General features: G+C 73.2%; 19 protein-coding genes. 13 read left to right on the top strand and 6 right to left on the bottom strand.

Annotation, left to right across the window (positions count from 1 at the left end):
• Both CCN56_RS09565 and CCN56_RS09560 read left to right on the top strand, forming a co-directional pair.
• The coding region (locus tag CCN56_RS09565; RefSeq protein ID WP_086825482.1) for a cytochrome P450 at window positions 1-951 on the top strand (951 nt) is incomplete at its 5' end.
• Between the two features lie 87 nt (window positions 952-1,038).
• A complete protein-coding gene (locus tag CCN56_RS09560) occupies window positions 1,039-1,515 on the top strand; it encodes a hypothetical protein (protein WP_256961880.1) in 477 nt (158 codons plus the stop codon).
• On the opposite strand, the gene CCN56_RS09555 is transcribed toward CCN56_RS09560, so the two are convergent.
• Both CCN56_RS09555 and treY read right to left on the bottom strand, forming a co-directional pair.
• Window positions 1,493-2,065, bottom strand: a complete 573-nt coding sequence (locus CCN56_RS09555; RefSeq protein ID WP_256961879.1) for a hypothetical protein — start codon at window positions 2,063-2,065, stop codon at window positions 1,493-1,495. The two genes, CCN56_RS09560 and CCN56_RS09555, sit on opposite strands and share 23 nt — an antisense overlap.
• Before the next feature lie 57 nt (window positions 2,066-2,122).
• Window positions 2,123-4,441 (bottom strand): malto-oligosyltrehalose synthase, encoded by a 2,319-nt coding sequence (treY, locus tag CCN56_RS09550; RefSeq protein WP_086825491.1) that lies wholly within the window; start codon window positions 4,439-4,441, stop codon window positions 2,123-2,125.
• 99 nt (window positions 4,442-4,540) lie between these two features.
• On the opposite strand from treY, the gene CCN56_RS09545 reads away from it, so the two are divergent.
• A complete protein-coding gene (locus CCN56_RS09545; protein WP_086825488.1) occupies window positions 4,541-5,791 on the top strand; it encodes an MFS transporter in 1,251 nt (416 codons plus the stop codon).
• On the opposite strand, the gene glgX is transcribed toward CCN56_RS09545, so the two are convergent.
• Window positions 5,760-7,880 (bottom strand): glycogen debranching protein GlgX, encoded by a 2,121-nt coding sequence (glgX, locus tag CCN56_RS09540; protein ID WP_086825476.1) that lies wholly within the window; start codon window positions 7,878-7,880, stop codon window positions 5,760-5,762. The two genes, CCN56_RS09545 and glgX, sit on opposite strands and share 32 nt — an antisense overlap.
• Before the next feature lie 138 nt (window positions 7,881-8,018).
• Between glgX and CCN56_RS09535 the strand changes: the two genes are divergently transcribed.
• The 4 genes from CCN56_RS09535 to CCN56_RS09520 all read left to right on the top strand — a co-directional run bounded on the left by CCN56_RS09535 (window position 8,019) and on the right by CCN56_RS09520 (window position 12,507).
• Window positions 8,019-8,861, top strand: a complete 843-nt coding sequence (locus tag CCN56_RS09535) for a Tat pathway signal sequence domain protein (RefSeq protein ID WP_086825475.1) — start codon at window positions 8,019-8,021, stop codon at window positions 8,859-8,861.
• Window positions 8,862-8,916: 55 nt separating this feature from the next.
• Window positions 8,917-10,239, top strand: coding sequence for a copper amine oxidase (locus CCN56_RS09530; protein ID WP_086825473.1), 1,323 nt, complete (start codon window positions 8,917-8,919; stop codon window positions 10,237-10,239).
• Window positions 10,240-10,360: 121 nt separating this feature from the next.
• Window positions 10,361-11,683, top strand: a complete 1,323-nt coding sequence (locus CCN56_RS09525; RefSeq protein ID WP_086825471.1) for an SAV2148 family HEPN domain-containing protein — start codon at window positions 10,361-10,363, stop codon at window positions 11,681-11,683.
• A gap of 98 nt (window positions 11,684-11,781) precedes the next feature.
• Window positions 11,782-12,507 (top strand): 3'-5' exonuclease, encoded by a 726-nt coding sequence (locus tag CCN56_RS09520; protein WP_086825469.1) that lies wholly within the window; start codon window positions 11,782-11,784, stop codon window positions 12,505-12,507.
• On the opposite strand, the gene CCN56_RS09515 is transcribed toward CCN56_RS09520, so the two are convergent.
• Both CCN56_RS09515 and CCN56_RS09510 read right to left on the bottom strand, forming a co-directional pair.
• Window positions 12,504-13,328, bottom strand: a complete 825-nt coding sequence (locus tag CCN56_RS09515; protein WP_086825467.1) for an alpha/beta fold hydrolase — start codon at window positions 13,326-13,328, stop codon at window positions 12,504-12,506. The genes CCN56_RS09520 and CCN56_RS09515 overlap by 4 nt on opposite strands.
• A gap of 46 nt (window positions 13,329-13,374) precedes the next feature.
• Complete coding sequence (locus tag CCN56_RS09510) at window positions 13,375-14,232, bottom strand: phosphotransferase enzyme family protein (RefSeq protein ID WP_086825466.1); 858 nt, start codon at window positions 14,230-14,232, stop codon at window positions 13,375-13,377.
• Window positions 14,233-14,459: 227 nt separating this feature from the next.
• Here CCN56_RS09510 and CCN56_RS09505 point away from each other — a divergent pair, with 227 nt between their 5' ends.
• The 6 genes from CCN56_RS09505 to CCN56_RS09480 all read left to right on the top strand — a co-directional run bounded on the left by CCN56_RS09505 (window position 14,460) and on the right by CCN56_RS09480 (window position 19,562).
• Complete coding sequence (locus tag CCN56_RS09505; RefSeq protein WP_086825464.1) at window positions 14,460-15,404, top strand: carbohydrate ABC transporter permease; 945 nt, start codon at window positions 14,460-14,462, stop codon at window positions 15,402-15,404.
• Window positions 15,401-16,243, top strand: a complete 843-nt coding sequence (locus tag CCN56_RS09500; RefSeq protein ID WP_086825461.1) for a carbohydrate ABC transporter permease — start codon at window positions 15,401-15,403, stop codon at window positions 16,241-16,243. Before CCN56_RS09505 ends, CCN56_RS09500 begins: the two co-directional genes overlap by 4 nt.
• Window positions 16,240-17,532, top strand: a complete 1,293-nt coding sequence (locus tag CCN56_RS09495; protein WP_086825459.1) for an ABC transporter substrate-binding protein — start codon at window positions 16,240-16,242, stop codon at window positions 17,530-17,532. The genes CCN56_RS09500 and CCN56_RS09495 overlap by 4 nt, the downstream gene beginning before the upstream one ends.
• A 140-nt stretch (window positions 17,533-17,672) precedes the next feature.
• A complete protein-coding gene (locus tag CCN56_RS09490) occupies window positions 17,673-18,227 on the top strand; it encodes a DUF1697 domain-containing protein (protein ID WP_086825457.1) in 555 nt (184 codons plus the stop codon).
• Between the two features lie 74 nt (window positions 18,228-18,301).
• Window positions 18,302-18,928 carry a DsbA family protein gene (locus CCN56_RS09485; protein ID WP_086825455.1) on the top strand — a complete coding sequence of 209 codons (627 nt, stop codon included), beginning with the start codon at window positions 18,302-18,304 and terminating at the stop codon, window positions 18,926-18,928.
• 61 nt (window positions 18,929-18,989) lie between these two features.
• Window positions 18,990-19,562 (top strand): TIGR03086 family metal-binding protein, encoded by a 573-nt coding sequence (locus CCN56_RS09480; protein WP_086825486.1) that lies wholly within the window; start codon window positions 18,990-18,992, stop codon window positions 19,560-19,562.
• Here CCN56_RS09480 and CCN56_RS09475 read toward each other — a convergent pair.
• The gene (locus CCN56_RS09475; protein ID WP_086825453.1) at window positions 19,559-20,314 is read right to left on the bottom strand and encodes a sirohydrochlorin chelatase; all 756 of its coding nucleotides are present in this window, start codon (window positions 20,312-20,314) and stop codon (window positions 19,559-19,561) included. The genes CCN56_RS09480 and CCN56_RS09475 overlap by 4 nt on opposite strands.
• Window positions 20,315-20,316: the final 2 nt, after the last annotated feature.

Genomic DNA, 20,316 nt, shown 5'->3' with positions numbered 1-20,316 from the left:
GCCGACCCGGCCGCCGCCGGGCCCGTCCCGCCCGGCGGGCGGACCGTCGCGCCCAGCCCCCTCGACCCCGGCGCCTCCCGCGACCCGCACGGGATCCACCGGACCCTGCGCGAGGAGTTCCCGCTCACGTACGACCCGCTGCTGCGGGCCTGGGTCCTCAGCCGGTACGCGGACGTGGCCGCCGCCCTCACCGACGAGCGCTTCACGCACGGGCACCGGCCCGGCGACCCGCCGTGCGCGCGGGCCCACGTCGACGTCGACGTCGAGGCCCTGCGCGCGGTCACCGAACGAACGGCCTACGTCCTGGCCCGCCGGATCGCCGAGCGGCCCCAGGCCGACCTGGTCGCCGACTTCTGCCACTGGCTGCCCGCCGGCACCGTCGCCGCGGCCGTCGGCGTGCCCTACCGCGACATGATGCGGCTCGTACGGGGCCGGGCGGCGGGCGCGCTCGCGGGGGAGTGCGGCGGCCAGATCGCCGTACGGGGGAAGGCGCTCGCCTCCTTCCTCGGCAACGTCCTGGACGACCCCGACCAGGTCGCCGCCCTCCGCGACGCGCCCGCCGGTCTCGTCGCCCGCGCCTGGACCGAGTCGCTGCGCCGTGACCCGCCCGTGCAGATCGCCGTGCGCCGCACCGCCGCCGAGGTGCCGGTGAGCGGCGGGATCGTCCCGGCGGGCGCGTCCGTCGCGCTGCTCGTCGGCTCGGCGGGGCGCGACCCGGAACGCTTCCGCGACCCGGCCCGTTTCGATCCCTTTCGCAACGACCCGGGTCAGCTCACCTACGGTCCCGGCTTCTGTCCGGCGGTCCTCCTCGCCGGTCTCGAAGCGGAGTACGCCCTGCGCGCGCTGTTCACGGCGATGCCCCGGCTGCGTCTCGCCGACGGCTTCCGGCCCAGGTCCACGGGCCTCATCACCCGCGCTCCCCGCAGTCTCATCGTCCGGCCGGGCGGCTGAGCGGCCCCCTCCACCACTGCTAGGGTGACGTGCGCCCGTCAACCGGACGCTCGAACCACCACTTTTCACGGGGATTCACATATGAATATGCGTCATGTCCGCGCCATCGCCGTCTTCGGCATCGCGGTCGTTGCCCTGACCGGTGCCCGCGGCTCGCACGGCGGCAGCTGCGGCGGCGGCCACAGCTCCGGCGGCCACAGCGGCAGCAACCACGACGGCACCTCGGGCAGCAGCACCGGCGGCTCCGTCTCCGGCAGCACCGGCAGCGCCGACAAGGCCATCCGCGACCTGACCATCGACTCGTGCAAGTACGACCCGGCGACCAAGAACCTGGTCGCCCGGATCACCGTGGAGAACGACAACACGTTCGACTACGACTACAGCTTCACGATGAAGTTCACCGGCGAGACGGGCTCCGGCGTCGTCCCGGTGACCGCGACGACGACCGCCGCCGCGGTCACCGCCGGCGCCTCCAAGAGCGTCGACGTGTCCGCTCGGTACCCCGGAACCGGCGACGCCTCCGAGTACACCGAGTGCGTGATCACGCGGGCGTCCCGCTCCTGACCTCGGACGCCGCTGCGGCCGGGGTCGTACGCCCCGGCCGCAGCACCGAGGCGAGCAGGAGGGCGCCGGGGAGCACTCCGGCGACGGTCCTGATCGCGACGGCCGGGGCGTCGAACGCCGCCAGGACCAGGCCCGCCGCGCCGCAGGCCGCGATCGACGCCCCCAGCACATGGAGCGCGGGCCTGCGCCAGGCGACCGCGAGGCCAAAGAAGTGCACGCCGACGACGAAGGCGATCCAGCCCACGGACGCCTCCGGGGCGTGCAGCACTCGGGCGATCACGAAGAGCCCGGCAGCGAGCCCGGCGGCCTCGGCCGCCGCCACGTACCAGTAGCGCCGGCCGAATCGGGTGCCGGATTCACCCGGTGCGGCCGACGATGCCTGGCCGGCCTGGCCGCCGCGCCGTCCGAAGACGGCCACCCAGAGGAACGCGGCGAGGGACAGCAGGCGCAGCGGAGCGGCGACCGCCGTCGGCAGGGCGGCCGCGTTGGCCTGGATGAACACGAGTCCGAACGCGGCACCGATGACCCGCCCGGTCTGATCTTTCGTCATGATCGTCAGCTTGTCATGGCCGTGGCATCAAGCTTCATCCCGCCCGGGCTTCGCGGTTCACTCCATCCGGGTCAGAAGTGCCACCGGCCGCTCCTCGAACAGCTCCGCCAGCTTGACCTCCGTCGCCGGCCCTCCCGTGAACTCCCGTACGCCGTCGAGCGCGTCGGTCCAGCGCCCCTCGGGCAGCACCAGCTCGGTGTCCTGCCAGCCGCCCGCCTGCGCGAGCCGCAGGGAGAGCCGGGTCACGGCCGTGAGCACCCGGCCGGAGCGGGCGAAGGCCAGACAGTGCGCGGCCGCCGGGCCCTCCGCCCTCAGCGGGACGTACGTGCCGCCCGGCCCGAAGGCCTCCGGGTGCGCCCGCCGCAGCCGCAGCGCCGCCCGGACCAGGGCGGTCCGCTCGTCCTCCGGGCCGACCGTGAACGGCGCCCGGTTGTCCGGGTCGACGAGCGCCCGGTACTCCCGCTCCGTGTTCTGGTACAGCTCCGGCACCCCCGGCATCGTCAGCTGTGCGAGCGCGGCGCCGAGCGCGTGCGCCCGGATGTGCGGCTCCAGGGCGAAGGCCGCCTCCGAGGCCGCGCGGAGCGGGATCCGGCCGGGCCCGGCCGCTGCGAACTCGGCCACCGCCCGCTCGTACTCCTCGTCCGGCTCGGTCCAGCTGGTCCGCAGCCCCGCCTCCCGTACGGACTTGAGGATCGCGGGAACCAGCCGGTCCGGGTCCGGGGCGCCGAAGCCGAAGGCCGTCTGCCAGGCCGTCCACGCCACGTGTGCGTCGGGCGCGGGCACCCCGGCGACCTCCGCGAGGAGCTCCGCCCACACCTCGGGGCACTGGGAGAGCACCGCGATCCCGGCCCGGACGTCCGCGCTGCGCTTGGTGTCGTGCGTGGAGAGGACCGTGCCGGTGGCCGGCCAGTCCCGGGCGATCCGCTCGCAGTACGCGTGGAACTCCTCCACCGGCACCGCCGGACGCCCCGCGTCCCCGCCGACCTCGTTCGCCGAGAGCAGCGGCGTGTACCGGTAGAAGGCGGTGTCCTCCACGGACTTGGCCCGCAGCGCGGACGAGGTCTGCGCGAACCGCGCCCGGAACGCCCGGTGTTCCGGTCCGTCCCCCCGCGCCCCGAGCGCCAGGTCCCGTACGAGGTCGACCGCCGTCGCCTCCTCCGGCACCGCGAACGCCGCCTTCGCGCCGCGCGCCGCCTCCGGGGTCAGCACCTCCTCGCCGCCGGTCCGGTAGGGGCGGTAGACGGGGACGCGGACGAGGAGCTCCCGGACCGCGGTGCGCAGTGCCCAGGGCGCGTGGTCCCGGAGCGCGGGGTCGGCGGCGCAGATCCGGCCGGCGATCCGGGTCAGCGCGGCCGTCTCGGCGGCCAGGTCATGGGTGACCACCTCGTACGCGGCGCGCCGCTCGGTCGCCTCCCAGCGGCCGCCCCTGTCCCCGGCCTTCCCGACGAACTCCCGGTAGAAGTCGGCGAGTTCGTCGGCGCCGATCGGGTCGGTGAACACCCCGTCGAGCTGTCGAAGGGCGTCGTACCCGGTGGTGCCCGCGACCGGCCAGGCGGCGGGCAGCGCCTCCGCGCCCGTGAGGATCTTCTCGACGACCGTCCAGCAGCGCCCGCCGGTCGCCGCCGCCAGCTCCTCCAAGTAGCCCTGCGGATCGGCCAGTCCGTCCGGGTGGTCGATGCGCAGCCCCTCGATCACCCCGTCCGCGACCAGTTCCACGATCTTCGCGTGGCTCGCCGCGAACACCTCGGGGTCCTCCACCCGCACCCCGATGAGCTCCGAGACGGTGAAGAAGCGGCGGTAGCCGAGCTCGGTGCGGGCGAGCCGCCACCAGCCGAGCCGGTACCACTGGGCGTCGAGCAGCTCGTCAAGGGGAAGCCCCTCGGTGCCGGGGCGGAGCGGGAACTCCTGGCCGTCCAGGTGCAGGGAGCCGCCCGCGACCCGGAACCGGTCCCGTACCTCCGGGAGCCGCGCGGGCAGCACCGGCAGCAGCACCCGGCCGTCCCCGGCCCGCCAGTCGATGTCGAACCAGCGGGCGTACGGCGAGTCCGGGCCGTCGCGGAGCACGGCGCGCAGCGCGTGGTTGTGGCGCGGGGAGGCCGCCATGTGGTTGGGCACCAGGTCCACGACGAGCCCGAGACCGTGCGCCCGCGCGGTCGCCGCCAGCGCCCGCAGCCCCTCCTCGCCGCCCAGTTCGGCCCGTACGGACCGGTGGTCGGTGACGTCGTAGCCGTGGGCCGAGCCGGGCACCGCCTCCAGGACCGGGGAGAGGTGCAGGTGCGAGACCCCGAGGCCGGCCAGATACGGCACGGCGCGCTCGGCGGCCGCGAAGGGGAACTCCGGCTGGAGCTGCAGCCGGTAGGTCGCGGTGGGTGGAATGGGCGTCATGCGAACGTACGTACCCCGTCGGAGGGCTTCTGTGTCATCGCCCCATGCACCCGTTCGAGTGCATCGCGTTACGTTCGCGTGATGCTCCGGATGTACCGCGACACGCTGTCCCTGCTCGGACCGGCCCTGCCGGTCGTCTCGTTCCTCGGCCGGCTGCCCACCGCCATGTGCCAGCTCGGCAGCCTGCTCCTGGTCGCCGAGACGAGCGGTTCGCTCGCCACCGCCGGCCTCACGGGCGGCGCGCTCGCCGCCGGACAGACCGTCGCCGGGCCCGTCATCGGCCGGTTCGCCGACCGGCACGGCCAGCGCGGCGTCGTCCTCGCGGCCTCCCTCGCCAACGCGGTCGCCGTCACCGCCCTGGTCCTCGCCGCCCTCGCCGACGCCCCGACCGGCCCGCTCATGGCGCTCGGGGCGCTCGCCGGGGCCACCGTCCCGCAGGTCGGGCCGCTCGCCAGGACCCGCTCCGTGGCCCTCGCCCGCCGGTCGGGCGCGGACGACCGGCTCGTCGGCGCGGTGCTCTCCTTCGAGGGCACCCTCGACGAGGTCTCCTTCGTCCTCGGCCCGGCCCTCGTCGGCCTCGCCGCAGCCCTCGCCCACCCGGCCGCCGCGCTCCTCCTGGCGGCGCTGCTGCTCGCCGTCTGCGGCACGGCCTTCGCGCTCCACCCGACGGCCCGGGCGACCACCCCCGAAGCGCCGGCGGCGGCCACCGGCGAGGGCGCCGCTTCCACCCGTACGAGTGCCGCCGAACGGACGAGGCTGCCGGGATCCGCGTACGCCCTGCGCGTCACGATGGTCCTCCAGGGCGCCATGTTCGGCGCCTCGCAGGCCGGGATCACCGCCCTCACCGAGGAGCTCGGCGTCCCCGCCCAGGCCGGGCTCGTCTACGCCGCCATGGGCGTCATGAGCGCCGCCGTCGGCCTCTCCATGGCCGCCGTGCCCGCCCGGATCGGGCTCACCACCCGCTGGCGGGCCGCGACCGCCGGGCTTGTCGTCCTCTCCGTACCGCTGCTGTTCGTCGGCTCCCTGGGCGCGCTGTACGCGGTCGTCGTCGTCCTCGGCGCCGCCTACGCCCCGCACCTGATCACCGTCTTCGGGCTCACCGAGCGGACCGTGCCGGCCACCCGGCTCGCCGAGTCGATGGCCTTCCTCACCAGCGGGATCGTGGGCGGTCAGGCCCTCGCCCTCGCCGTCTCCGGCCGGCTCGCCGAGGGCGAGGGCGCCCCCGCCGCCTTCGCGGTGGCGGTGGGGGCGGCCGTGGCCTGCGCGGTCCTCTCCTGGTCGGTACGGGTCAAGACCCCCGTACGCGTGCTCAGGCCGGCCGGCGCAGAACGGTCAGGCTGAGCGGCGCGAGCGTCACCCGCTCGCCGGCCGCCAGCTCCGGACCCTCCTGCGGCGGCATGCCCTCCGGGTCCGAGGTGTCCACCACCATCCGCCAGCAGCGCCCGTGGCTGTCCGGGACCGCGAACTCCAGCTCCTTCGACGAGGCGTTGAACATCAGCAGGAAGGAGTCGTCGGCGATCCGCTCGCCCTGCGTGCCCGGCTCCGAGATGGCGTTGCCGTTGAGGAAGACGGTCAGCGCCTGGGCGTGCGCCGCCTGCCAGTCCCGGGAGGTCATCTCCTCGCCCTCCGGCGTGAACCAGGCGATGTCCGTCAGCTCGTCGTGGGTGCCCTCCACCGGCCGGCCGTGGAAGAAGCGGCGGCGCCGGAAGACCGGATGGTCACGGCGCAGCCGGACCATCGCCCGCGTGAAGCGGAGCAGCGTGCCCTCCGCCTCGCTGTTCTCCTTCGGCCACCGCACCCAGGACACCTCGTTGTCCTGGCAGTACGCGTTGTTGTTGCCGCCCTGCGTCCGCCCGAACTCGTCGCCGTGGCTGAGCATCGGCACGCCCTGCGAGAGCATCAGCGTGGCGAGGAAGTTGCGCATCTGGCGGGCGCGCAGCTCGACGATCCCGACGTCCTCGGTCTCGCCCTCGACCCCGCAGTTCCAGGAGCGGTTGTAGCTCTCGCCGTCCCGGTTGCCCTCGCCGTTCGCCTCGTTGTGCTTGTCGTTGTACGAGACGAGGTCGCGCAGGGTGAAGCCGTCGTGGCAGGTCACGAAGTTGACCGAGGCGAGCGGCCGGCGCCCGTCGTCCTGGTACAGATCGGAGGAGCCGGTCAGCCGGGAGGCGAACTCGGCGAGCGTGCGCGGCTCGCCCCGCCACAGGTCCCGCACGCAGTCCCGGTACTTGCCGTTCCACTCGGTCCACAGCGGCGGGAAGTTCCCCACCTGGTAGCCGCCCTCGCCCACGTCCCACGGCTCGGCGATCAGCTTCACCTGGCTCACCACCGGGTCCTGCTGCACCAGGTCGAAGAACGAGGACAGCCGGTCCACCTCGTGGAACTGGCGGGCCAGGGTGGCCGCCAGGTCGAAGCGGAAACCGTCCACGTGCATCTCGGTCACCCAGTACCGCAGCGAGTCCATGATCAGCTGGAGCACGTGCGGGGAGCGCATGAGCAGCGAGTTCCCGGTGCCGGTCGTGTCCGTGTAGTACCGGCGGTCGTTCGAGAGCCGGTAGTACGAGGGGTTGTCCAGGCCCCGGAAGGAGAGCGTCGGGCCCAGGTGGTTGCCCTCGGCGGTGTGGTTGTAGACCACGTCGAGGATGACCTCGATGCCCGCCTGGTGCAGCGCCCGGACCGCCGACTTGAACTCCAGGACCTGCTGGCCCCGGTCGCCCCAGGACGCGTAGGCGTTGTGCGGGGCGAAGAAGCCGATCGTGTTGTAGCCCCAGTAGTTGGCGAGCCCCGCGTCCACCAGACGGTGGTCGTTCACGAACTGGTGAACGGGCATCAGTTCGAGCGCGGTGACGCCCAGTTCCTTCAGGTGGCCGATGACCGACGGGTGCGCGAGCCCCGCGTACGTCCCGCGCAGCTCCTCCGGAAGGTCCGGGTGCAGCATCGTCAGGCCCTTCACATGGGCCTCGTAGATCACCGTGTGGTGGTACTCGGTGCGCGGGCGCCGGTCGTCGCCCCAGTCGAAGTACGGGTTGACCACGACCGAGGTCATCGTGTGCGGGCCCGAGTCGAGGTCGTTGCGCGCGTCGGGCCGCCCGAAGGGGTACCCGTACACCGCCTCGCCCCACTTGATCCGCCCCGACACCGCGCGCGCGTACGGGTCGAGCAGCAGCTTCGCCGCGTTGCAGCGCAGCCCGCGCTCCGGCGCGTACGGGCCGTGCACCCGGAACCCGTACCGCTGACCGGGCATCACGCCCGGCAGATAGGCGTGCCGCACGAACGCGTCGGTCTCGCGCAGCTCCACCGCCGTCTCCGAGCCGTCGTCGTGCAGCAGACACAGCTCGATCCTGTGGGCGGCCTCCGAGAAGACCGCGAAGTTGGTTCCTGCTCCGTCATAGGTGGCGCCCAGGGGGTACGCCTGTCCCGGCCAGACCTGCATGGATACGACTCTTCCTCTTCTGTCCGGGTTTTATAGCTCTTCTTCGGCCAGATCCTGCCCGAAAGAGGGGCAACCTCCTAGGACTTCGCCCCGTCCTACCGGGTGACCGCAGACCAAGAGGGGGAAAGAGGGGGAAGTGTGTACGAAATAGCGCGCCGCCACCTGGGGAAGGTGGTGGCCGGAGCGGCCATGGCGGTGACGGGAACCGCCGTCGCCGTCGCGATCAGCCTGCCGGGCCAGGCGGGAGCGAACGGGGCCGCGGGACCGGTCGGAACCGCCGGAGCGGCCGCCGCGACGGCGGGGGGCGGCTCGGGCGGCGCCGCCCAGCAGGGGGAGACGGGTGCGCAGGCACCGGGCACCGCGCCGCCGCCCGCCACCGTGGTCCCGCCCGCGGCCGAGGGGAAGAAGGGCGTCGGCAGCGACCCGCTCACCGACGACGAGCTCGCACGGGCCGAGTCGCTGGCGCTGACCCCGCCCGCCGCCTCCGCCCAGCAGGACGTCACCGGCGGCCGGGGGCCGCAACGCCTCGGCACCCGGCTCGCCGACCCCGTCCCGGGCGACCCGTCCCGCCGCGCCGAGGTCCGCCTCTACGACTACGGGCGGGACGAGCTCATCACGAAGACCGTCAACCTCGACACCGGCAAGGTCGAGAAGTCCGGCGCGCAGCACGGGGTCCAGCCCTCCGCCCACCCGGAGGAGCTGCGGAAGGCCCTGGAACTGATCCTCGCGAGCCCGCTCGGCAAGGGCGTCAAGGAGGACTACAAGGACGCCACCGGCAAGGAGCTCACCTCCACCGGACAGCTGTGGTTCAACGGCGACGTCTACCGCACCTACCGCGAGTCCCATGTGCCCGCGCAGCTCGCCCGCTGCGGCGAGCACCGGTGCGTCCGGCTCGTCACCAAGGTCCTCAACGGGGCCTGGATCGACACCCGGAACCTGATCGTCGACCTCTCCGCGAGGACCGTCACCCGCGTCGGCTGACCACCGCCGCGGCCTCTCCACAGCCTTCACGACACGTACGAGGGAGTACGTCCCCATGTCCAAGTCCCACCGGACGAACCCGCGCACCCGCAAGCGGGGCGCCGTCCTGACAGCCGCCGTGCTGCTCGGTACCGCCGCGGCCGCCGCCGGGCCCGCGACCGGCGCCACCGCCGCCACGGCCCCGGTGCGTGCGGCATCGCCCGCCACGCCCGACTGCTCGGCCGCGTACCGCATCACGCAGAAGCTCGACGGCGGCACCACCTGGCGCATGTGCTGGCGCTACGACACCGACGCCGGGCTCACGCTCGACAGGGTCACCTACCAGCCGCCCGGCGCCGCCGCCCCCATCAAGGTCCTCAACAGCGCCCGCCTCGCCCAGATCCACGTGCCGTACGACGACGGCGGCGCCGAGTACGACGACCTCACCGGCGCCGGCTTCGGCTGGGGCCTGCAGAACCTCAAGCCGGCCGAGTGTCCCGGCGGCACCCTCACCACCGTCAAGGTGCCCGAGGTCGGCGACGTCAAGGGCCTGTGCACCACCACGCGGGCGCGCGGGCACGCGTACCGCATGGCCAGCGACAACGGCTCCAGGGTCTGGGCGGCACAGGCCAAGGACCTGCTCGTCTACACCGTCAACAAGGTCGGCTGGTACGAGTACATCACCGAGTGGCGCTTCACCGCCGACGGCACCATCGGCGCCAACGTCGGGGCCACCGGCAGCCTCTCGCCCGTCGACTACAACGCCACCGACGGACGCGGCTGGCCCCTCGGCAAGGGCGCCCGCGGCTACGCCACCAGCCACGCCCACAACGTCTTCTGGAAGCTCGACTTCGGCCTGGACGGCTCCACCAAGGACCGGATCGAGCAGTTCGACTCCACCGTCACCGCGCCCACCGGCGGCGGCGGACCCACCGTGAAGACGAAGAAGACCGTCGTCACCAAGGAACTCGCCGGCGACGCGAAGAACATGCGCTGGTGGCGGGTGGTCAGCGGCACCGGCAAGAACGCCGACGGCCACGCCCGCTCGTACGAGATCGTGCCCGGCCACACCGACACCCACGCGGGCCGCGGCTTCACCAAGCACGACGTCTACTTCACCCAGGCCCGCGCCTGCGAGAAGTTCGCGAGCAACAACATCGGCGACTGCGCGGCCGGCGCCGGTGACAGCGTCGACAGGTGGGTCAACGGCGAGACCCTGACTCAGCCGTCCGTGTGGGTCAACATCGGGTTCCACCACATCGCCCGGGACGAGGACCAGCAGCCGATGCCGGTCCACTGGCAGGGCTTCCAGCTCGTGCCCAGGGACGTAACCGCTATGAATCCGCTCACTCCGGCCGATCTCGCCTCCCAGAACGGGCAGCCCGATCTGGGGAGTTGAGGAAGCAGCCTGACGATCCTGCTGCACCGCCTCCCGCTCGCGGAGTACCCTTCCTTGATCGTTGTCACATGGTCATCCTGTCCGCCGGAACGGGTGTCCGGGAGCAGAAGGCGGTGCGCGGGTGAGCTCGGGAGGTCTGGAGCTGCCCCCAGGTGACGCGGGTCACGAGGGGGGCCCGGCCGACCCGGCAGAGGCGTCGCCCGGAGCGGTCGCGCCGCCGGGTTCGGCCGTACCGCCGGGTGGGGGCCTGCCGCCGGGCGCGGTCGTGCCGCCCGGCACGGTCGCGGTCGGCCGGCCGGTGGAGATCGGGGCGGAGCTCGACTGGGGCGCCGAGGCCTGGAGCGAGGTCCGCACCCGGGCCCAGCGCGCCGGTCGCGCCTACATCTGGCTGAATCTCGTCGAACAGCGCCTGCGGGCCGTGGTCGCCGCCGTCCTGCGACCCGTGTACGAACCGGTGCACGGCGAGGAGTGGGTGGTGGCCGCGGCCGGACCGGCCGGCCAGGAGTGGGTCCAGCGGGCGGTCGCCGTCCGCGAGGTCTCCCGGCGCAAGGGCTACCTCCTCGACCCGGCCGACGACAACGTGCTGAGCTTCCTCACGCTGCCCCAGCTGCGCGAGCTGATGGTGCAGCACTGGCCCTGCTTCGAGCCCTACTTCGACGACCGGCGCGAGGTCGAGCTCGCCCTCGACGAGCTGGAGGTCACGCGCAACGTGGTCTCCCGCAACCGGGCGCTCTCGCTGACCGTCCTCGCCCAGTCCGAGCGGGCCTCCGCCCGCATCCTGGAGATCCTCGGCGGCGGGGCCGGGGTCCCGTCCGCCGACCGGCTGCCCGTGGACGCGGTCGAGGACCTCGTCGGCGACCGGTACGCGGACGTCGTCTCCGTCCACCCCGACCGGGTCCGGCTCCAGCGGCAGCTGCCCGCCGAGGACCTCTTCGGCGGGGCCCGCCGCCTCGACGCCACCGGCATAGGCCTGAACCTGCTCGTGCAGAACTTCTCCGGCCGCCGCATGGTCCGGCTCGCCGAGTCCGGCTGCCGGACCCGGCTCCTCTTCCTCAACCCCGCGAGCAGCGCCGTCAAGCGCCGCGAGCGCGAGCTCGGCCTGAAGAAGGGCGAGCTGAGCCGTTCGGTCGAGATGAACATCCTGCACATGCGCCGGGTCCGCTCGAAGCTCCGCGACCCGGGCGCCTTCCAGATCCACGTCTTCGACGAGACCCCCCGCTTCACCGCCTACCTGGTGGACGGCGACGGGCCGGACGGCGTCGGCGTCGTCCAGTCCTACCTGCGCCGGGCCCGGGGCATGGAGGCCCCCGTCCTCGTCCTGCGCGGCGGCGGGCGGAACGTCGTCCGGCACGGGCAGCCGTCCCGTGACGGGGATCACGGACTCTTCGAGACGTACCGGGAAGAATTCGAGTCGGTCTGGCTCGACTCCCGGCCCGTCTCCTGACCTCGGGGGCGCGTGCCGGCGGGGGTCGGTCGGAGGCGTTGTCAGTGGTGCGTGCGAGGGTGGTCACACCACGGGGGAGATCACGTAAGGAGGACCCGATGGCTTGGCACGGCGACACGCTGGTCGGCTTCGACCTGGAGACGACCGGCACCGAACCGCTGGAGGCCCGTATCGTCACGGCCTCGATCGTCGAGGTCGACGGCGGGGGGCGGGTCGGGCAGCGGCGGGACTGGCTCGCCGACCCGGGCGTCCCCATCCCGGAGGAGGCCTCCGGGATCCACGGCATCAGCAACGAGCGCGCGGCCGCCGAGGGCCGGCCGGCCCGCGAGGTCGCCGACGAGATCGCGAGGACCCTCGCCGCGTACTGGGAGGACGGCGTCCCGGTCGTCGCGTACAACGCCTCCTTCGACCTCACGCTCCTCGCCGCCGAACTGCGCCGCCACGGGCTCCCCTCCCTCGAGGAGCGGCTCGGCGGGACCGCCATCGGTCCGGTCGTCGACCCGTACACCATCGACCGGGCCGTCGACCGCTACCGGCGCGGCAAGCGGACCCTGGGGGCGGTCTGCGGGGAGTACGGCGTGGTCCTCGAAGCCGCCCACGAGGCCGCCGCCGACGCGCTCGCCGCCGTCCGGGTCGCCGTCGCGATAGCCGAGCGGCACCCCCAGGTCGCCGCCCTCGACCCGGCCGAGCTGCACGAGCGCCAGATCGGGTGGTACCGCGCCTGGGCCGAGAACTTCCAGGACTTCCTGCGCCGCAAGGGCGACGCGGAGGCGGTCGTCGACCCCGCGTGGCCCCTGCGGTCGGCGGTCGCGGTGGCCGGCTAGGAGTTCTCCTTCAGGAAGGAGAGCAGCAGCTCGTTCACCTTCTCCGGCCGGTCGAGCGGGATCCAGTGCCCCGCGTCCTCCACGCGCTCGTAGCGCCACGGGCCCGCGACGTGCTCGCCGGTGCCGGTCATCTGCCGCTCGGTCAGGAAGCGGTCACCGGTCGACCAGACGCCCATGACGGGAACGGACAGCGGCGGGAGGACCGCCGGCGCGGACAGCTGGACCTCGACCGGCAGGCCCGCCCGGTAGATGGCCAGAGAGGCGGTCAGCGCGCCCGGGGCGCGCAGCCGCTCCACGACCTCCTCCCGGTCGGGGTGCTCGCCGAGCATGTCGCGCAGGTTCGCGAAGTCGTCACGGGAGAGCCACTCCTCCGCGAGCCCCTCGTGCTGGAACATCGTCACGTGCCACAGGCGCTGCCGCTGCTCCCACCCGGCGCCGAGGATCGCCGCGATGTTGCCCACCGACATGAGCGTCGCGCTCATCACCCGGTCCGGCACGAACCCCGCGAGGCCCTGCGCCACGCCCGAGCCCCAGTCGTGACCGACCACATGGAACCGGTCGATCCCCAGGTGGGCGAGCAGCTCCAGCAGATCGCCCACGTGCTTGGCGGGGTGGTACGCCTCGGGACCGCCCTCGGGACGGTCGGAGGCGCCGAAGCCCCGCAGGGTGGGGGCGACCGTCCGGAAACCGGCCGCGTTCAGCGCCGCGACCTGGTGCCGCCACAGGTGGTGGCTGTCGGGGAAGCCGTGCACGAGCAGTACGGCCGGTCCCTCCCCGCTGATTTCGACGTCGAGGGTCACCTCGGACAGTTCGACACGCATCTCAACACCCCGTTCGTTACCTGCCGGTTCGACGGGAACCATGATGTCAGAAGGGGTACCAGCGCACCTCGGGGTCACCGTCCCGCAGCGAGGCCACCCGCCGCTCGAACTCGGCGAGCGCCTTCGGGTTCGTGGGGGCGTGCTGCGCCACCCACGCGCAGCTCGCGGTCTCCCGCGCCCCGCGCAGCACCGCGCACCCCTCCCACTCCCGGACGTCCCAGCCGTACGCCTCGGTGAAGGCCTCGTACGCCGCCGGGTCCAGGCCGTACCGGTCCCGGGAGAGCGCGAGGACCACCAGGTCGTGCTCGCGCAGGTCCGAGGAGAAGGTCTCCAGGTCCACCAGGACCGGGCCGTCCGGGCCGACGTGGACGTTCCGGGGGAGGGCGTCGCCGTGGATCGGGCCCGGGGTCAGATGCGGGGTGAGCGCGGCCGCCGCCGGGGCGAAGGAATCGCGCCGCTCCCGCAGGAACGCCGCGTCCGCCGGGTCGATCGCGTCCCCCGCGAGCCGCAGCCACCGCTCGACCCCGCCGAGCAGCTCACGGCGCGGGAGGGCGAAGCCGGCCGGCTCGGGCAGCGCGTGCACCGCCCGGAGCAGCGGGGCCAGATCGCGGGGCTCGGTCGGCCGGACCGCGTCGGGCAGCCGGTGCCAGACGGTGACCGGATGCCCGTCCACCAGGCGCGGCTTCTCCTCGGCGGCCCGGACCGCCGGGACCCCGGCCGATTCCAGCCAGGACGCCAGGGCGAGCTCCCGCTCGGCCCGCTCGAACAGCTCCGCGTCCCGGCCGACCTTCACCACCAGATCGCCCACCGTGAAGACCGCGTTCTCGCCCAGGGTGAGCAGCCGCGCGCCCGCGACCGGCAGTCCCGCCCCGGCCAGGATCTCCCGTGCCCGCGCCTCGTCCATCGACCTCTCCCTTACCCGTGTCTTTGCGCCAAAGTCTCCCATCCCCGCAGCTCACCGCGCCCGTCGCCTTGACGGGCCGACGGGCCGTCAGCACCATGGCGGGATTCCGGACAGCGGCAGCAGCGGTGTGGACGGGGGTCGGATCGTGAGCTCGGTGACCGCGACGAAGCGGCCGGGGGTCCCTCGATGAGCGTGGTGACCGCGACGAAGCGGTCGGGGGTCCCTCGATGAGCTCGGTGACCACGGCCGAGCGGCCCGGCCGCGCGCGCACCCCGCGCGCCGCCCCCGGGGCCCGGCCGCGCGGCCCCGACCTCGGCGCCTGGTTCCTGGTGCTCCCGGCGCTCCTGCCGATCCTCGTCCTCAGCGTCGGCCCGCTCCTCTACGGCATCGCGCTCGCCTTCACCGACGCCCAGTCCGGCCGCACCCAGGCCACCCGCTGGGTCGGCACCCTCAACCTCCAGGACCTGCTGCACGACACCCTCTTCTGGGAGTCGTTCCGCATCGGCGCGGTCTGGGCCGTCGGGGTGACGATCCCCCAGTTCCTGCTCGCCCTCGGCCTCGCCCTGCTGCTCGACCAGAACCTCCGCTTCCGCTGGCTGGCCCGCGCGCTCGCGATCGTCCCCTGGGCGATGCCGGAGGTCGTCGTCGGCATCATGTGGCGGCTCGTCTACAACCCCGACGCCGGCATCCTCAACGAGACCCTCCGGAACCTGGGCCTCGGCGAGGGCCACGACTGGCTCTCCGGGCTCGCGACCGCCCTGCCGGCCGTCATCGTCGTCGGTGTCTGGGCCGGGATGCCGCAGACCACCGTCGCCCTGCTCGCCGGACTCCAGAACACCCCGCGCGAACTCCACGAGGCCGCCGCCCTCGACGGCGCCGGCGCCTGGCGCCGCTTCCGCGCCGTCACCTGGCCCGCGCTCCGGCCGGTGGCCCTCGCCATCACCGCCCTCAACCTCATCTGGAACTTCAACTCCTTCGCCCTGGTCTACGTCCTGACCAACGGCGGACCGGGCGGCCGCACCCGGCTCCCCATGCTCTTCGCCTACGAAGAGGCCTTCCGGTACGGGCAGTTCGGCTATGCCGCCGCGATGGGCTGCGTGATGGTCGCCGCCGTCTCGGTGCTCATCGCCCTCTCTCTCGTACGCCGCCTGAAAGGGGACCAGGACCGGTGAGCGCCCTCCGGACGAGCGGGCCCGCGCGGGCGGGCCAGTACCTGGCCCTCCTCGCGTACCTGGTCTTCCTCGCCCTCCCCTTCCTCTGGCTGGTCTCCACCGCCTTCAAGCCCGCACCCGAACTGGCCTCGCTCCACCCCACCTGGATCCCGAAGGACCCCACCCTCGACAACTTCCGGCAGGCCTTCGACGAGCAGCCCCTGCTCAGGGCCGCCGCGAACAGCCTGCTCGCGGCCGTCTCCGCCGCCGTGATCGCGGTGGCGGTCGCGACCCCGCTCGCCTATGTGACGGCCCGCCACCGGGGCCGGCTCACCACGGCCGCCACCGGCTGGGTGGTGATCAGCCAGGCGTTCCCCTTCGTCCTCGTGATCATCCCGCTCTTCCTCATCCTCAAGAACCTGCACCTGATCAACAGCGTCGCCGGCCTCGTCCTGGTCTACGTGGTCTGGTCGCTGCCCTTCGCCCTCTGGATGCTCATGGGGTACGTCAGGGCCGTCCCGGCCGAGTTGGAGGAGGCCGCGGCCGTCGACGGCGCCGGCCGGATCCGTACCCTCGTCTCGGTCACCGTCCCGCTGCTCGCCCCCGGCGTCGTCGCCACCGCGCTCTTCGCCTTCGTCACCGCCTGGAACGAGTTCTTCTTCGCGCTCGTCCTGCTCAAGACCCCCGAGAAGCAGACCCTGCCGGTCGTCCTCACCCACTTCCTCGGCGCCGAGGGCGTCGCCGACCTCGGCCCGCTGGCCGCCGCGGCCTTCCTCGCGACCCTGCCGTCCCTCGTCGTCTTCGGCATCCTCCAGAGACGGATCACGGGCGGGACGCTCGCCGGGGCGGTGAAGTCATGAGACGGATCCTCGCCACGATCGCCCTCCTCACCCTGCTCCTGACCGGCTGCACCGCGCCCGACGACGGCCCCGACGACGGCGTCGTACGGCTCCGCTTCCAGTCCCTCGCCTGGCAGAAGGAGTCCGTCGACGCCAACCGGCAACTGGTGAAGGAGTGGAACGCCGCCCACCCCGGCATCCAGGTCGAGTACGTCCAGGGCAGCTGGGACTCCGTCCACGACCAGCTCCTCACCTCCTTCGAAGGCGGCGAGGCGCCCGACATCATCCACGACGCCTCCGACGACCTGGCCGACTTCGCCTACGGCGGCCACCTCGCCGACCTCCGCCCGCTGCTGCCCGAACGGCTGCGCGCCGACATCCCCGCCCGCAGCTGGGAGACCACCACCTTCGGCGAGGGCGTCTACGGCGTGCCGTTCCTCCAGGAACCCCGCGTCCTCATCGCCAACCGCAAGATCCTGGAATCCTCCGGCGTCCGCGTCCCCACCCCGGCGAACCCCTGGACCTGGACCGAGTTCCGGCAGATCGCCCAGGACCTCACCCGGACCATGGGACCCGGCCGGTACGCGGTCGCCTGGCCCCTCAAGGAACCCGTCTCCGTCAGCCTCAACCTCGGCGTATCGGCCGGCGGCCGGCTCTTCCACCGGGGCCCGGACGGCCGGGTGACCGTCGACTTCACCGAGGCCGACGGCATCGTCCCCGGCACCGTCCACGACCAGGTCGCCACCGACCGGACCGCCCCGCGCACCACGCTCGGCAGCGGCGGCTCCGACACCCTCCCCGGCCTCTTCGCCGGCAAGTACGCCATGGTCCCGCTGGGCTTCGCCTATCGGCAGCAGATCGTCCAGCAGGCGCCCAAGGGCTTCGAGTGGACCGTGCTGCCCGCACCCGCCGGCAGCGAGGGAACGGCCCAGGGCGTCTCCCCGCAGACCCTGTCGATCGCCGAGGACAGCCCCCACAAGAAGGAGGCGGCCGAGTTCCTCGACTTCTTCCTCCGCCCGGCGAACATGGTGCGGCTCGCGCGCGGCGACTGGATGCTGCCCACCGGCACGGCCGCGCTCGCCGACCCCTCCCTGCACACCGCGCGGGACGGCTGGGCGACCGGGGCGGCGGTGGCCGAACACCTGCGTCCGGCACCCGCGCAGTCGGTGCGCGGCTACCCGGAGTGGAAGGACAAGGTGGCGACCCCGGCCTTCCAGGAGTACTACAGCGGCGCCATCGACGGCACGGAGCTGCGCCGGCGCCTGGTCGAGGACGGCAACCGGGTCCTCGCCCGCTATCAGCGCAGATGACGGATTCGTCATTACGAAACATTCTTGAATAAGTCACAGATGGGTGAAGGGTCTTCTCCGGGATCCCCTCGATCGGCCAGGGTTCGGACCAGCCACCGTGCCGCCCCCCACGCGGCGCGGTGGCCGCATAGATTGGGCCCATGACGAAGACGTACGCGGCCCTGCTCAGGGGCATCAACGTGAGCGGGCGCCGCAAGGTCCCCATGGCGGAACTCCGGACCCTCCTCGAAGGACTCGGGCACACGGACGTCCGCACCTACCTCCAGAGCGGGAACGCCGTCTTCACCACCGACTCCGGCGCAGGCGAGGACGAGCTCGGGGCCGCGCTCGAAGACGCGATCGAGGAGCGCTTCGGCTTCCGCGTCGACTGCCTCGTCCGCGACGGCGACTACCTCGCCGCCGTCGCCGACGCCTGCCCCTTCCCGGCCGCCGAACTGGAGGGCAAGCAGCTCCACGCCGTCTACTACTCGGAGAGCGCCGACCCCGAGCGCTTCGCCTCGATCGACCGCGAGTCCTTCCTCCCCGAGGACTTCGCCCTCGGCGACCGCGTGCTCTACCTCTACACCCCGGAAGGCCTCGGGAATTCCAAGCTCGGCGAAGCGGTCTCCCGCCCGTCCGTCGTGAAGGGCCTGGTCGCCACCGGTCGGAACTGGAACACGGTGGTCAAGCTCGTCGAGATGACACAGGAGGACTGACCCCGAAGTGGCCCAGCCGAGAGGGCGGGGAATGGCCCGTGTTCCCGGGCCAACTCCCTACTAGATTCAACGACATGACGAACAACGAGACCACGCCCCGCCCCACCGTCGACTTCTACTTCGACCCCGCCTGCCCCTTCGCCTGGATCACCTCCCGCTGGATCCTCGAGGTCGAGGCCCACCGGGACATCGACCTCCGCTTCAAGGTCATGAGCCTGTACTTCCACAACGAGGGCAACGACCTGCCCGACTGGTACCGCGAGCTCGTCGACGCCTCCATCGGCCCGGTCAGGGTGGCGGCGGCCGCCGCCGAACAGCACGGCGAGGAGATCCTGCGCCCGCTCTACACCGCGTACGGCACCCGCATCCACGAGAAGAAGCAGAAGGACTTCGACGCGGTCGTCGCGGAGTCCCTCAACGAGCTCGGCCTCCCGCCGGAACTGGCCGCCGCGGCCCACGACCCGGCCTACGACGAGGCCGTCCGCCGCAGCCACGACGCCGGCAAGGACCCCGAGGCCGAGGGGTACGTCGGCACCCCCACGATCCACGTCGACGGCACCGTCTGGTTCGGCCCGGTCCTGCGGGCGATCCCGCGCGGCGAGAAGGCCGCCGAACTCTTCGACAGCTTCCGCGTCCTCGCCTCGCACCCCGACCTCTTCGAACTCAAGCGCACGCGCACGGGCGGGCTCGACTTCAGCTAGCCGGAGCCCCTGTCGCGAAAGTTCAAGACCGGGTGCAGGGATGTTCCGTACCGTCGCCGGCATGAACGAGATCCACACGCACCTCACCGTCTGCGCCGCCGAGGCGAGCCGTGTCGCCCGTGCCGTCACCGCCGAACAGCTCGGCACCCCCTCGGTCTGCGCCGACTGGACGGTCCGCGAACTCGCCAACCACCTGGTCCTCTACTCCGCCCACGGCCTCGAACACCGCGCCCTGCGCACCGAACTCCCCGAGGAGACCACGAAGCGGGACTTCACCGCCGAGGACGACTGGGCCGAGGCGTACGCGGCCCAGCTCGACCGGGCCCTCGCCGCCTGGGAGAAGCCGGAGGCCTGGGAGGGGGACGTCGACATGGTCGGCAGCGCCACGCCGGCCACCGAGATCGCCGCCATGCTGGCCCTGGAACTCGCCCTGCACGGCTGGGACCTGGCCCGCTCCACGGGGGAGGAGTACGGCGTGCCCGAGGAGACGGGTGCCTACCTGCTCGGAGTCGTCGAGCGGTACGCGGACATGTACCGCCAGTACGAGGGCTTCGCCGAGCCCGGCGCGGTGTCCGAGACCTCGGACTCCTTCACCCGCGCCCTCGCCCTGAGCGGCCGCGAGCCCGGGAACTAACCCGCGACCGCCGCGCGCTCGGGGGCGCGTACGGCCGACTCGTGCCGCTCCACGAGCAGCGCGGCCAGCTCCGGCGAGGGGCCCAGGACGTCCGCGAGGACATCGGCCTCGGTCGCACCCGCCGCGATGCGGTCCGGGAGGCGGCCCGGGGCGATGACGTACGGGGCGACGGCCACCCGGTGGACGCCCGGGTCCGTGCGCAGGGTGCGGACCGCGTCCTCCGTGCGGGGGAAGCCCCCGGCATTCACAGCGGAGGCGAACGCGGGTCGCACGGAGCACCAACCGGTGCGCCGCAGCTCCCGCGCCGTTTCTGCGATCACCGCGATCGCCTCCGGGTCTGTGGAGCCCGCCGAGGCCAGGACGACCCCGGTCGTGGGCTTGTCGGCGGGCGTGAGGCCCGCCTCGTACAACCGCCGCTCCACCGCCGCGATCAGCAGCGGCGAGGGGCCGAGGACCTCCGCCTGGCGGATGCGCAGGGACGGGGGAGCCTGGCGCAGTACGGCGGGGATGTCGGCCTTCGCGTGGAAGGCCCGGGTGAGGAGGAGCGGCAGGGCCACGACCTCCCGTACCCCGTCCGCCGCGAGCCGGTCGAGCACTCCCGGCACCGACGGCAGGTTGAAGTCCAGGAACGCCGTCTCCACGCGCAGCCCCGGCCGCAGCGCACCGGCCCGGCGCACCAGCGCCTGGACGGTCGCCGCGTGCCGCGGGTCGCGGCTGCCGTGGGCGATGACGAGGAGGACAGGGCGGTTCATGG

This window comes from Streptomyces sp. NRRL B-24572, from assembly GCF_002156145.1.
Taxonomy (GTDB): Bacteria; Actinomycetota; Actinomycetes; order Streptomycetales; family Streptomycetaceae; genus Streptomyces; species Streptomyces vietnamensis.
The sequence above is the reverse complement of the archived record's forward strand: the minus strand, read 5'-3'. Positions and strand labels throughout refer to the sequence as shown.

What these genes read in the sequence shown, in the direction of transcription:
- CCN56_RS09475 (WP_086825453.1), bottom strand. Translation starts at nt 20,314, where the DNA reads ATGAACCGCCCTGTCCTCCTCGTCATCGCCCACGGCAGCCGCGACCCG.
- CCN56_RS09480 (WP_086825486.1), top strand. Translation starts at nt 18,990, where the DNA reads ATGAACGAGATCCACACGCACCTCACCGTCTGCGCCGCCGAGGCGAGC.
- CCN56_RS09485 (WP_086825455.1), top strand. Translation starts at nt 18,302, where the DNA reads ATGACGAACAACGAGACCACGCCCCGCCCCACCGTCGACTTCTACTTC.
- CCN56_RS09555 (WP_256961879.1), bottom strand. Translation starts at nt 2,065, where the DNA reads ATGACGAAAGATCAGACCGGGCGGGTCATCGGTGCCGCGTTCGGACTC.
- glgX (WP_086825476.1), bottom strand. Translation starts at nt 7,880, where the DNA reads ATGCAGGTCTGGCCGGGACAGGCGTACCCCCTGGGCGCCACCTATGAC.
- CCN56_RS09560 (WP_256961880.1), top strand. Translation starts at nt 1,039, where the DNA reads ATGCGTCATGTCCGCGCCATCGCCGTCTTCGGCATCGCGGTCGTTGCC.
- CCN56_RS09495 (WP_086825459.1), top strand. Translation starts at nt 16,240, where the DNA reads ATGAGACGGATCCTCGCCACGATCGCCCTCCTCACCCTGCTCCTGACC.
- CCN56_RS09515 (WP_086825467.1), bottom strand. Translation starts at nt 13,328, where the DNA reads ATGCGTGTCGAACTGTCCGAGGTGACCCTCGACGTCGAAATCAGCGGG.
- CCN56_RS09510 (WP_086825466.1), bottom strand. Translation starts at nt 14,232, where the DNA reads ATGGACGAGGCGCGGGCACGGGAGATCCTGGCCGGGGCGGGACTGCCG.
- CCN56_RS09545 (WP_086825488.1), top strand. Translation starts at nt 4,541, where the DNA reads ATGTACCGCGACACGCTGTCCCTGCTCGGACCGGCCCTGCCGGTCGTC.
- CCN56_RS09490 (WP_086825457.1), top strand. Translation starts at nt 17,673, where the DNA reads ATGACGAAGACGTACGCGGCCCTGCTCAGGGGCATCAACGTGAGCGGG.
- CCN56_RS09530 (WP_086825473.1), top strand. Translation starts at nt 8,917, where the DNA reads ATGTCCAAGTCCCACCGGACGAACCCGCGCACCCGCAAGCGGGGCGCC.
- CCN56_RS09520 (WP_086825469.1), top strand. Translation starts at nt 11,782, where the DNA reads ATGGCTTGGCACGGCGACACGCTGGTCGGCTTCGACCTGGAGACGACC.
- CCN56_RS09505 (WP_086825464.1), top strand. Translation starts at nt 14,460, where the DNA reads ATGAGCTCGGTGACCACGGCCGAGCGGCCCGGCCGCGCGCGCACCCCG.